The organism is Stenotrophomonas sp. YJH_SMC_65 (genome assembly GCF_059369475.1).
In genome coordinates this window covers 43,663-55,871 of record NZ_JCAFSR010000008.1, presented here as the reverse complement: position 1 = coordinate 55,871, position 12,209 = coordinate 43,663, and the positions used below count along the sequence as shown (strand labels likewise).

Here is a 12,209-nt window from a genome sequence, read left to right as displayed (position 1 = left end):
CAGATGGCGGCCAGCGGCCGGCACTACCGGATCGGCATCAATCGCCGAGCAGGGCGGTGTTGCGTACGGCGCCCTTGTCGGCGCTGGTGGCCAGCAGGGCGTAGGCCTTCAACGCGCTGGTGACCTTGCGCGGGCGTGGCGCGCGCGGTTTCCAGCCACGCGCGTCGGCGTCGGCGCGGCGCTGGGCCAGCGTGGCCTCATCCAGCAGCAGGTCGATGCGGCGGGCCGGGATGTCGATGCGGATGCGGTCGCCGTTCTCCACCAGACCGATGACACCGCCGCTGGCGGCTTCCGGCGAGACGTGGCCGATCGACAGGCCCGAGGTGCCGCCGGAGAAGCGGCCATCGGTCAGCAGCGCGCACTGCTTGCCCAGTCCTTTCGATTTCAGGTAGCTGGTGGGGTACAGCATCTCCTGCATGCCCGGGCCGCCCTTCGGCCCTTCGTAGCGGATCACCACTACCTCACCCGGTTGCACCTCGTCGGCGAGGATGCCGGCGACGGCGGCGTCCTGGCTTTCATAGACACGCGCGGGGCCTTCGAACACGTGGATCGATTCTTCCACGCCGGCGGTTTTCACCACGCAGCCATCCACGGCCAGATTGCCACGCAGCACGGCGAGGCCGCCTTCCAGTGAGTACGCATGCTGCAGCGAGCGGATGCAGCCCTCGGCGCGGTCCATGTCCAGGGTCGGCCAGCGCGTGGCCTGGCTGAAGGCCTCCTGGGTGGGGATGCCGGCCGGGCCGGCCTTGAAGAAGGCATGCAGGGTGTCGTTGTCACTGCGCACCACGTCCCAGCGTTCCAGCGCGTCGGCCAGGCTGGCGCTGTGCACGGTCGGCACCGTGGTATCGAGCAGGCCGGCGCGGTCCAGCTCACCGAGGATGCCGAACACGCCGCCGGCGCGGTGCACATCCTCGATGTGGTACTTCGGCGTGTTCGGCGCCACCTTGCACAGCTGCGGCACGCGCCGCGACAGCGCGTCGATGTGGGTCAGGTCGAAGTCGACCTCCGCCTCCTGTGCTGCGGCCAGCAGATGCAGGATGGTATTGGTGGAGCCGCCCATGGCGATGTCCAGGGTCATCGCATTGGCGAACGCGGCCTGGGTGGCGATGCCGCGCGGCAGTGCGCTGGGGTCTTCGCCGCCATACCAGCGATGGCAGAGTTCGACGATCAGGCGGCCGGCGCGGCGGAACAGCGCCTCACGGTCGGCGTGGGTGGCCAGCGTGGTGCCGTTGCCGGGCAGCGACAGGCCCAGCGCCTCGGTCAGGCAGTTCATCGAGTTGGCGGTGAACATGCCCGAGCAGGAACCGCAGGTGGGGCAGGCGCTGCGCTCGAACGCTGCGACTTTCTCGTCGGAGGCGCTGTCATCGGCGGCCACCACCATCGCATCGACCAGGTCCAGCTTGTGCTCGGACAGCCTGGTCTTGCCCGCTTCCATCGGCCCGCCGGAGACGAACACCACCGGGATGTTCAGGCGCAGCGCGGCCATCAGCATGCCGGGGGTGATCTTGTCGCAGTTGCTGATGCACACCAGCGCGTCGGCGCAGTGCGCGTTGACCATGTACTCCACGGCGTCGGCGATGATCTCGCGGCTGGGCAGCGAATACAGCATGCCGTCGTGGCCCATCGCGATGCCGTCGTCCACGGCGATGGTGTTGAATTCCTTGGCGACGCCGCCGACCTGTTCGATCTCGCGCGCGACCAGCTGGCCGAGATCCTTCAGGTGCACGTGGCCGGGCACGAACTGGGTGAAGGAGTTGGCGATGGCGATGATCGGCTTGTGGAAGTCGCCGTCCTTCATGCCGGTGGCGCGCCAAAGGGCGCGGGCGCCGGCCATGTTGCGACCGGCGGTGGAGGTGCGGGAACGGTATTCGGGCATGGCGGGCGGAACGGGCGGGCCGTACGACGTGGGGGTCAGCCGATCATGGCCAATTTTTTCGGTTGCTGCTGCAACCACCTTCACCGCTTGCAGCGGCTTGGCGGTCCGCGCATTTCCCCTTATCCCCGCGCCTTCGGCGCGCCCCCCTTGAACAACAAGGGGGCTTCTTGCCGGAGACTTGGCTGCGCGCGCCGGGCATGACCGGGCGCCGCGGGATGTGTGCCAACCAAGGTTGGCACCTACCAGAGCGGTGCGTCGCCTGGGGTCGGATCCCATCGCGGCGCGATGGGCTCTGACCCCAATGCCGACGAAAATGAAAGTCCGTTCATCTTTCGCACTTTGCCGATTCCGGTTGCTGGCCCGGATTTGGCATCATTGGGGCATTGATCCGTCGACAGGGCATGAGGCCATGAAACGTTCCCGCACCACCGCGCTGCTGCTGATGAGCGCCGCGCCGCTGCTGTTCACCGCCTGCCAGAAGGAGCCGGAGGTGAAGGTGCAGGAAGGCCTGTATACCTCGGTGGAGGCCTGCACCGAGGCCACCGGCGATCCGTCGTCGTGCCGCAATGCGTTCGCTGAAGCGCAGAAGCAGGCCGCCGATGCGGCGCCGAAGTACGCCAGCAAGGAAGCCTGCGAGAAGGACTACAAGCCGGAACAGTGCGTGCAGCAGCACACCTCGGCCGGTACCTCGTTCATCGGCCCGATGATGATGGGCTTCTTCATGTCGCAGATGCTGAGCAACCGCGGCGGCCTCGCCCCGCAGGCGCCGGCGTCGGCACCGGCTTACCAGGACAAGAATGCGGGTTGGGCGCGCCCGGCACCGGGCGGCACCGGTGGCCTGAACACCGCCAGCGGCATCGGTGCTGGCAAGGCCGGCCTGGCCCCGGTCACCAGCGAGCCGAACCGTGCGGTCACTGCCAGCCGTGGTGGCTTCGGCAACACCAGCGCACGCCGCAGCACCAGCGGCAGCTACGGCGGCTGATCAACCCATGCAGCGCATCCGGATTGCCGAGCGTGCCCAGTGGCGGGCGCGCGCGGAAGAGGCGGGTTTCCGCTTCCACACCATCGACGGCCAGCCGTACTGGGATGAACGCGCGTATTACGCCTTCACCCTGCGCCAGATCGAACAGGACATCGAAGACCCCAGCGCCGAGCTGCACCAGATGGCGCTGGATCTGGTCGGTGATGTCATCGGCAGCGAACGCTTGATGGACCAGCTGGCGATTCCGTCGCACTACCGCGACTGGATCGCCGACAGCTGGCGCCAGCGCCAGCCGCACCTCTATGGCCGCCTGGACCTGGCCTACGACGGTACCGGCCCGGCCAAGCTGTACGAATTGAACTACGACACGCCGACCTCGCTGTTCGAAGCCAGCTTCTTCCAGTGGCAGTGGCTGGAAGACCAGCGCAATGCCGGCCGCCTGCCGCAGCATGCCGACCAGTTCAACGCCATCCACGAAGCGCTGGTCGAGCGTTTCGGCGACCTCGCCACACAGCTGCCGCCGCCGCTGTACTTCAGCGCGGTCGGCAGTTCGGAGGAAGACCGCGGCACGGTCGAGTACCTGCGCGACTGTGCGTCGCAGGCCGGCCTGCATGGCCAGGCCATCGCCATCGAGGACATTGGCCTGTCCGAGGACGGACGCTTCACCGCGCTGGACGATTCGGTGATCGGCACGCTGTTCAAGCTGTATCCGCTGGAAGACCTGATGGCCGAGGAATTCGGCCGCGCGCTGCCCGGTTCGGGCGTGCAGCTGCTGGAACCGGCCTGGAAGGCGGTGCTGAGCAACAAGGGCATCCTGCCGCTGCTGTGGCAGCGCAACGTGGGCCATCCGAACCTGCTGGAAGCGCATTTCGATGACGGCAGCACGCTGGCGTCGGGCTGGGTACGCAAACCGCTGTTCTCGCGCGAAGGCGCCAACATCGAGATGCACCTGGCCGATGGCAGCACCCAACGCAGCGACGGTCCCTACGACGGCCCGGCGATCATCCAGCGTGCGCATCCTCTCACCCGCTTCGAAGGCGGCTATCCGCTGATCGGCAGCTGGGTGATCGGTGACCATGCCTGCGGCATCGGCATCCGCGAGGATGACAGCGCGATCACCCGCGACAGTGCGCGCTTCGTGCCGCACGCGATCGTCGACGAGGCGCCGACGCGGATCTACGTCTGATGACGGTGCGGCGCAATCGCGACCTGCGGCCTGCGCCGCTGCCGGGCCGGCATCTGGATGACGGCCACGCCCTGTGGCGCTATTCGGACCGCATCGCGGTGCGCTGCCACCGCTGCGATATGCCCGGCTGGGTGGTGCGGACGCCGGAATCGCGACGTTTCCGCTGCCTGGGCTGCAGCGCAGCCCTCGACAGTGGATGCGGCTGCGGTTGCTGTGCCGCGGGCGACTGGGTCGGGCCCGTGCGCTACAGCGGCTATCGTCCCTGCGGATACTGCGGGCACAAATGGGTCCGCGCCGAGCTGCACCGTGCGCGTGCAGTGTCGCCGTTGCGGACGCTGGCGGCGGACTGCAGTCAGTGCGGACGCAGCAGCGAGGTGGAGGTCACGTTGTCGCGATGGCGTGGCAATGAGGCGATCGATCCGCATTTTGGCTTGCCGCTGCGGCTGGTCGAAAAGACTGCGGCCGGCGTGCTGTGGGCCTACAACGAAGCCCATCTGCAGGCACTGCACGACTACGCTGCCGCGCCTCTGCGCGAGCGCGCGGGCGTTACCAACGGTTCGATGTTCTCGCGCCTGCCGCAGTGGATGAAGCTGGGCCGCAACCGGGTGCTGCTGCAGCGTGCGGTGGAGCGGTTGCAACGTCGGTTGCTGCAGGGGTAGTGCCGGCCGCTGGCCGGCAACCGGTTTTGGTAGATGCCGACCTCGGTCGGCGCTGTGGATTTCGTGCCAACCAAGGTTGGCACCTACCAGGGCGATGCATCGGTTGCCGCAGGGGTAGTGCCGGCCGCTGGCCGGTAACCGCCGTTGGTAGATGCCGACCTTGGTCGGCGCTGTGGGCGGGCCAACCAAGGTTGGCACCTACCAGGGCGATGCGGCGGTTGTTGCAGGGGGTAGTGCCGGCCGCTGGCCGGTAACTGTGTTTGGTAGATGCCGACCATGGTCGGCGCTGTGGGTTCGTGTTAACCAAGGTTGGCACCTACCAGGGCGATGCATCGGTTGCCGCAGGGGTAGTGCCGGCCGCTGGCCGATAACCGGTTTTGGTAGATGCCGACCCTGGTCGGCGCTGTGGATTTCGTGCCAACCAAGGTTGGCACCTACCAGGGCGATGCGGCGGTTGTTGCAGGGGGTAGCGCCGGCCGCTGGCCGGCAACCGGTTTTGGTAGATGCCGACCTCGGTCGGCGCTGTGGGTTCGTGCCAACCAAGGTTGGCACCTACCAAGGCGATGCGGCGGTTGTTGCAGGGGGTAGCGCCGGCCGCTGGCCGGCAACCGGTTTTGGTAGATGCCGACCCTGGTCGGCGCTGTGGATTCCGTGCCAACCAAGGTTGGCACCTACCAGAGCGATCGCGGGTATCAGAGCAGCCCTTCGCGCTTCACCGCCAGATAGCGTTCCACCAGCGCGCCGGGCAGGGCATCGGCGGTCACGTCCAGCACCATCACCTTTTCGCTGCGCAGGGCCTCATGCGCCTTCGCGCGTTGCTGCAGGTACAGCGCGGCGGCACCGGCCTGGGTGGCGTCTTCCAGTGTCTGCACCTCGCCCTCCAGTGCGCCGTCCAGCTCGCGTTCGCGCAGGCTGGCCACGCACACCAGGTGGCGCCGCTGCAGCAGGCGCACTGCCGCCAGCAGGTCTTCGATGTCCTCATCACGCACGTTGCTGACCAGCATCACCAGCGCACGCCGGCGCTGGCGCAGCGACACCTCGGTGGCGGCGGCCAGGTAATCGGTGGCCACCGCGCGTGGCTGCAGGTCGTAGCTGGCGCGCAGCAGGTGCTCGACCGTACCCATGCCGCGCTGCGGTGCCACCCAGCGGCGTTCGCCACCGGCAGCGTACAGGCCGGCAGCGTCGCCCTGGCGCAGCGCCAGGTAAGCCACCACCAGCGAGGCGTTCAAGGCATGGTCGAAGTGCGAGAGCCCGCCTTCGCTGGCCAGCATGCGCCGGCCACTGTCCAGCATCAGCAGCAGCTGCTGGTTCTTCTCGTCCTGGTATTCGCGCGAGATCAGCTTGCGCGCACGCGCGGTGGCCTTCCAGTCGAGCTGGCGCAGGCTGTCGCCGATGCGGTACTCGCGCATCTGGTGGAAATCGGTGCCTTCGCCACGGCGGCGCTTCACGTGCGCACCAACCAGCCGCGAGGCCTGGTCGGCACTGAACAATGCGAAGCGGGTGAGCGGCACGAAGTTCGGATAGACCCGCACCTCCAGCGCCGGCGGCAGCGTGCGTTGCTGCCACCACAGGCGCCACGGCGAACGCATGCGCAGGTGCACCCCCTCGAAGCGGAAGTGCCCACGCTGCAGCGGCTGCAGGTGGTAGTGCAGGGTGGACGCCGTACCGGCCTGCAGGCGCACGCGCTGCGGCAGCGCTTCCAGCGGCCAGCCGCCGGGCACCAGGTCGAACACCTGCACCGTCATCGATTGCTCGGCCTGCAGGCGCAGCGCCGCCTCGCGGCGCACGCCCAGCGCCAGCGCTTCGGGCAGTTCGCGCTGTACCTGCGGCGACGGACGCCGCGACTGCCGCCACAGATCCCACAAGGCGGGCAGCGCGATGACGACGGCTGCCAGCGCCCAGCTCCAGCGCGGCAGCCACCCGCCCAGCACCAGGCCGCCCAGGGCAGCCCAGGCCAGCAGCAGCGCCAGCAGCAGCGGGGCCGGTCTCATCGGCGCGGTGCTTCCACCTTGGCCAGCAGCGCGCCCAGCACGTCGTCGGCGTCCTGGCCTTCGATCTGCAGCTCCGGGGCCAGTGCAATGCGGTGGCGCAGCGCCGGGCGCGCAATGTCGCGCACGTCGTCCGGCGTGACGAAGTCACGGCCGGCCAGCACCGCCTGAGCGCGCGAGGCACGCACCAGCGCGATGCTGCCGCGCGGGCCAGCGCCGACCGCGATGCCCGGCCACTGCCTCGTGGCCGCCACAATCCGCACCGCGTAGTCGATCACTTCGTCATCGACGGTGATCGCCGCGGTCGCGCGCTGCAGTTCCAGCAGCTCGCCGGCCCCCAATACACGCGGCACCTGGCTCAGGTCGAAATCGCTGGCGGCACGGCCACTGGTGATCGCGGTCACCATGCGCTTCTCGTCCTCCAGCTGCGGGTAGTCGATCAGCACCTTCAGCAGGAAGCGGTCCAGCTGTGCTTCCGGCAACGGGTAGGTGCCTTCCTGTTCCAGCGGGTTCTGCGTGGCCAGCGCCATGAACGGCGGCGCCAGGGTGAAGGCCTTGCCTTCGATGGTCACCTGGCCTTCCTGCATCACTTCCAGCAGGGCCGACTGGGTCTTGGCCGGGGCACGGTTGATCTCGTCGGCCAGCAGCAGGTTGGTGAACACCGGGCCGCGACGGATCTTGAAGCTCTCGCTCTTCGGGTCGTACACCGCGTGGCCACTGACGTCGCTGGGCATCAGGTCGGGGGTGAACTGCACGCGCCCGTAGTCCAGCTCCAGGGCCTGTGCCAGTGCACGCACCAGCAGGGTCTTGCCCAGACCGGGCACGCCTTCGATCAGCACGTGGCCACCGGCCAGCAGCGCCACCAGGATCTGGTCCAGTACATCGGCCTGGCCGATGAAGGCGTGTCCAACGGCGGTGCGGATGGCATCGACGCGTTCGATCAGGCGGGCGTTGGCGGCCGCCGGCAGCTCGGGGACTTCGGTCATAGCAGGGATCTCATCTGGAGCAGCAAGCGGATGCGCTCGCGCAGGGCGGAGGAATCGTGCGGTGGCGGGGGCGTGAGCGCGCTGGCAACACGGCCTTGCGGCCATTTCAGCAGTTCGGCGATGGCCTGATCGCGCGGCGCACCGTCCAGTGCAGCGGCTACCGGTGCGCGCAGGCGCAGGCGATGCAGGAACAGGGCGAACACGGCGTCGTACAGGCGCGTGCCGTGGCCGAAGCGCAGCAGCAGCTCGCCACTGGCACGCACGTGCTCCAGCAGCGAGCGGCGTTCCAGCACCGGCGACGGCAGCAGGCTGCCGAAGCGCTGCGAGCGGCCCCACAACCAGCCCAGCAGGGCCAGCAGCAGCGGCGCCCACAGCGGCCAGCCCTGGTAGAACAGGCGCGCCCACAGTGACGGCGGGCGGCTGGCATAGACCAGCCAGAACGCACCCTTGCCGTAATTCGGGTCGAGCAGATAACGGGTCAGGTCGCGGTGCGAGAGATCGTGCAGGCCATCACTGGCCTTGCCTGCGGCCGACGCCAGGCGTGCCGCCGGCGAATCCACCTCGCCGCGCATGAATTCCATGTCGGCCAGCACGCTCACCTTGCCCTGGCCATGGTGCAGGCGTGCGAACACCAGGCTGTGCTCGTTGCCCCAGCGCCGTTCGGCCCGCGCATTGGCGGCAAAGCCCAGCGTGAAGCGACGGCCACCGCAGAACTCGACGTGGCTGGGATCATCGATGACGTGGAATGGCTGGCAGTCGCTCTGCTGATACAGGCTGTCCACGCCCAGCTGGTCCAGCAGGGGCCCCTGCGTGCTGCTGGCGTCGTCCTCGGCGGGCGGCGGCGTACGCACCAGCAGATGGCCACCACCATCAACCCAGGCCAGCAGGGCCCTGGCCGCCGGTGCCGGCAGTTCGCTGCTGTCCTGCAGCAGCACCACCGTATCGTGCGGGCCCAGCGCCATCTGCTGCAGGTCCAGCCGCGGCCGCGAGTGCACCTCGATGCCATCGGCACGCAGGGCCTGGCCCAGCACGTACAGCGGGTTGTAGCCAGCTTCGCCCTGCGGCGGCAGTTGCACGGTCTCGGTCACGCGTTCGTGCGTGCGCAGGTAGAGGATCGTCAGCGGCACGCCGAACAGCACCAGCCCACCCAGCAGCAGCGACCAGAACAGGCGCGGACTCATGCCAGCCACCTGTACTGCCGGCGCAGGGTATCGGCCAATGCATCGAAATCGGCGCGGCTGGGCAGGCGGCCACCGTAGGCGGCGTACTGCCACATGCGCACGATGCGCGCGAACAGGTCACGGTCGGTGGCATCGGGCATGCGCCGCGACGCGCGCAGGCATTGCGCTTCGGTGGCACCGGGCGGAAGCGCGATGCCGCTGCGCTCGCCCACCGTGCGCACGCTGGCGCGGTACAGCAGGGCCAGCGCCTGCCGCGGCCGCCCCTGGTCCCACAGCAGGCCGGCCTGGGTGGCCACGTCCGGCGGCAGCACGACCGGCAGTTCCACCGGTTCTTCCACTACCTGCGGTGCGGCCTCGGCCTTGCGCCGGCCACTGCCGCGCAGCCACGGCAGCCACAGCCGTGCGGTCAGCAGCAGCACCAGCAGCAGGACGCCCAGCAGGCCCCACAGGCCCCACTCGGCCAGGCGTGCCAGCCAGGCGATGCCGTCCTTGCGCGCTTTGCGTTCACCCTTGCTGTTGGTGTCACGCTGCAGCTGCTTGTCTTCCTTCTTTTTTTCCTCGGCCTGCTCGATCGGCTTCCAGCGGGTGACCTGGCGGGTCGGGCGCTGCAGCGGATCTTCATAGGCGCGGTTCACCGCCTGGCGGAAGCCGGCGGTGTCCACTGGCGCTGCACCGAAGATCATGGCGGGTGCATTGGCCGGATCGTTCGCCGCAGTGGCCGGTTCCTCCGCGCTGTCCTCGTCCTCTCCGGCATCGTCTGCCTGTTCTGCCGCCGTCTGCGCGTCCTGCGCATGCACTGGCGCGGAGGCCAGCGGCAGGGCAAGGCACAGCAGCAGCGCCAGCGTCGATGCCGCCGGCAGCAGCCGCTCGCGCAGGCGGCGCAGGGCGATCTCCACGTCCCACGCTTCCATCTGCGTGCGCCGGTTCAAGTACAGGCCGAAGCCGGCGCCGACGTAGAACGGACCGATCAGCACCGAGGCCAGCCAGCACGCCAGGTTGAAGCCGGCCCGCGCCCAGGCGGGTGTGTCCTGGCCGATCATGTCCCACGCGGCACGCCATGATTCGGACATCAGCTCCAGCGGCATGAACATGAACACCGCGCCGATCGCACCGGACACCAGCACCGCTTCAAACGCCATGCAGGCCACGGTCAGCACGGCGGCGGCACCCGCCGCACCAGCGGCCACGGCACGGCGGCGTGCACCGCGCTGGGCCGGCGCATTGCCCTCCAGCAGGTTCACCGGCAGGCACAGGCTGCGCAGCACGCTGAAACGGCGCCAGCCCAGGTAGCCCCAGAAACCTGCATTGCCCCAGCTGCGTTGCGCGCGCAGGGCCGCCAGCGTACCGACCGGCTCGCCGAAGATGCCACGCGACAGCACGTACAGCGGCGCCCGTTCGAACAGCGGCTTGCACCACCACATCGCCAGCCACGCCCAGCCGAATGCATCCAGCCACCAGCCCAGCGCGTTGAAGACCACGAACAGCGGCGCACTGGCCAGCAGCCAGCTGCCCCATACCGCGCGTGCGTGGCGGCGCGACAGGGCGCTGCCCAGCTCCATTGCTTCCCAGCCGCTGCGCGCGCGCAGCACCACGTCCAGGTGATCAATGCGCATGGCCGCCTCCGCGTCCGCCGCGCCACAGCCACAGCAGCACGCCGGCCCACAGCATGCCGGCCACGCTGAACTTGCCCCACGCCGGCACGTCGGCAATCGACGACCAGAAGGCTTCGATGAACGCGGCCACCAGCAGCATGAACGCCACGCCCAGGCACAGGCGCGCACCGATGCGGCCGCCCTCGACCAGTGCATCCAGGCGGCTGCGCCGGCCGGGTGCCAGCAGTTTCATGCCCAGCTGCAGACCGGCACCGCCGGCGATCACGATCGCGGTCAGCTCGAAGGCACCATGGCCTGCGACGAAGCGCCAGAACGGATCACCATGGCCGATGTGCTGCAGGTGGCCCGCCACCGAACCGATGATCACGCCGTTGAACAGCAGCACCAGCAGCGTGCCCAGGCCGGCCAGCAGGCCGCTGGCGAAGGTACGCAGGGCGATGCTGATGTTGTTGAGGATGTAGTGGCCGAACATCATCCAGTCGGTGCCGCTGTCGCGTCCCAGGCGCTCGGCGGCCGGATCGTACATGCGCTCCATCTCGGCGATCTGGCGGTTGTCCATCACCATGTGGATCAGGTCCGGATAGACCTGCACCAGCACGAAGCAGGCCAGCGCCGGCAGCGCGAACATCGCCAGCGCCACCCACATGCTGCGCGCCTGGCTGCGCACCAGCAACGGGAAGTCGGCCACCAGGAATTCCAGCGCACCGCGCCAGCGCGTCGGCGGCGTGCGGTACAGCACGCTGTGGCCCTGCTGCATCAACTGCTGCAGGCGCTGCACCAGCTGCGGGCTGTAGCCGCGCTCGCGGGCCAGCGCCAGCTGCTGGCACAGGCGCCGGTAGCGCTGCGGGAAGGCGGTATCGTCGAGCGCGAGCGCGCTGGCCTTGCGCCGCGTGCGGCGCGAAGCACCGGCGCGCAGCAGCAGCCAGTGTTCCAGGTCCTGCCATTCCTGCTGGTAGCGGGCGACGAACTGTTCCTGCTTCATCGCCGCCCCAGCAGCCAGTTGGCCATGGCATACAGGCGCAACACGCCGACCTGGCCGTGGGTGCCGGTCAGTGGCTCGGCAATGCCGGCCAGTTCCTGCTGGCGTGCCGCCGACAGCCGCGGCGCGCGCTCGGCAAAGGCCATCAGCGCCGCCTGTTCTTCCGGTCGCAGCGGCTGCGGCGGGGCCAGCACGCTGTCGATGGTGGGCGGAGGCGGCAGGTACAGCACCGGTGCATGCACCACCACGGTACCGGCCACCAGGTCGCCGAGGCGGCGGCCGTGGGAATCGAACAGGCTGCTGATCAGGCCCAGTGCATAGCCGAACGGCAGCATGTCCACGGTGCGCAGCAGGTTGCGGGTGATGGCGGCCATCCAGCCCACCGGCGCGCCATCGCGCGCGAGCACGTGCAGGCCCAGTGCGCGCTTGCCCAGGGTGCGGCCCCACCGCGCTTCGCAGACGATCGGGTAGGCCCAGTAAACCAGGAACATCAGCACCAGGCCGAGCCCGGAGCCGAACGAATCCAGCAGTGCCAGCGGAATCGACATCAGCACCAGCACCGCGATGCGCACGCCCAGATCGATCAGCCAGGCCATCGCCCGGGGCACCGGGCCGGCCGCCGGCAACTGCAGCGGCACACCCTCCGGCGTCACCACCTCGCGGTAGGTATCGAGCATCGGTGCGGCCATCAGTGCGATGGCCTTCGTTGTGGGCGGCGGAGTCCTCTCCGGCAGGCAGCCACAGGCATGGGGGTCTCGA

Annotated in this window: 10 protein-coding genes; 3 read left to right on the top strand and 7 right to left on the bottom strand. The window is 69.0% G+C overall.

Going from position 1 to position 12,209, the window contains the following annotated elements; all coding sequences use genetic code 11:
- Positions 1 to 37: 37 nt before the first annotated feature.
- Positions 38 to 1,876 (bottom strand): dihydroxy-acid dehydratase, encoded by a 1,839-nt coding sequence (gene ilvD / locus AC5P7A_RS15695; protein WP_495220322.1) that lies wholly within the window; start codon positions 1,874 to 1,876, stop codon positions 38 to 40.
- A gap of 409 nt (positions 1,877 to 2,285) precedes the next feature.
- Between ilvD and AC5P7A_RS15690 the strand changes: the two genes are divergently transcribed.
- The 3 genes from AC5P7A_RS15690 to AC5P7A_RS15680 are packed head-to-tail and all read left to right on the top strand — an operon-like array spanning position 2,286 to position 4,703.
- Positions 2,286 to 2,858 (top strand): DUF1190 domain-containing protein, encoded by a 573-nt coding sequence (locus AC5P7A_RS15690; RefSeq protein WP_005420172.1) that lies wholly within the window; start codon positions 2,286 to 2,288, stop codon positions 2,856 to 2,858.
- Positions 2,859 to 2,865: 7 nt separating this feature from the next.
- Complete coding sequence (locus tag AC5P7A_RS15685; RefSeq protein ID WP_032957032.1) at positions 2,866 to 4,044, top strand: glutathionylspermidine synthase family protein; 1,179 nt, start codon at positions 2,866 to 2,868, stop codon at positions 4,042 to 4,044.
- Positions 4,044 to 4,703, top strand: a complete 660-nt coding sequence (locus tag AC5P7A_RS15680; RefSeq protein ID WP_495220321.1) for a hypothetical protein — start codon at positions 4,044 to 4,046, stop codon at positions 4,701 to 4,703. The genes AC5P7A_RS15685 and AC5P7A_RS15680 overlap by 1 nt, the downstream gene beginning before the upstream one ends.
- A gap of 692 nt (positions 4,704 to 5,395) precedes the next feature.
- Here the strand turns inward: AC5P7A_RS15680 and AC5P7A_RS15675 are convergent.
- From AC5P7A_RS15675 to AC5P7A_RS15650, 6 genes are read right to left on the bottom strand one after another with little or no spacing between them, the layout of a single operon-like run.
- Positions 5,396 to 6,694 (bottom strand): DUF58 domain-containing protein, encoded by a 1,299-nt coding sequence (locus AC5P7A_RS15675; protein WP_014648783.1) that lies wholly within the window; start codon positions 6,692 to 6,694, stop codon positions 5,396 to 5,398.
- Entirely contained in the window at positions 6,691 to 7,677 is a 987-nt protein-coding gene (locus tag AC5P7A_RS15670) for an AAA family ATPase (RefSeq protein ID WP_014648782.1), read from the bottom strand. Before AC5P7A_RS15670 ends, AC5P7A_RS15675 begins: the two co-directional genes overlap by 4 nt.
- Positions 7,674 to 8,858 (bottom strand): DUF4350 domain-containing protein, encoded by a 1,185-nt coding sequence (locus tag AC5P7A_RS15665; protein ID WP_049442036.1) that lies wholly within the window; start codon positions 8,856 to 8,858, stop codon positions 7,674 to 7,676. Before AC5P7A_RS15665 ends, AC5P7A_RS15670 begins: the two co-directional genes overlap by 4 nt.
- Entirely contained in the window at positions 8,855 to 10,471 is a 1,617-nt protein-coding gene (locus tag AC5P7A_RS15660) for a DUF4129 domain-containing protein (protein WP_049404932.1), read from the bottom strand. The genes AC5P7A_RS15665 and AC5P7A_RS15660 overlap by 4 nt, the downstream gene beginning before the upstream one ends.
- Complete coding sequence (locus AC5P7A_RS15655; protein ID WP_014648779.1) at positions 10,461 to 11,453, bottom strand: stage II sporulation protein M; 993 nt, start codon at positions 11,451 to 11,453, stop codon at positions 10,461 to 10,463. Before AC5P7A_RS15655 ends, AC5P7A_RS15660 begins: the two co-directional genes overlap by 11 nt.
- Entirely contained in the window at positions 11,450 to 12,139 is a 690-nt protein-coding gene (locus AC5P7A_RS15650) for an RDD family protein (protein WP_014648778.1), read from the bottom strand. The genes AC5P7A_RS15655 and AC5P7A_RS15650 overlap by 4 nt, the downstream gene beginning before the upstream one ends.
- Between the last annotated feature and the right edge of the window lie 70 nt (positions 12,140 to 12,209).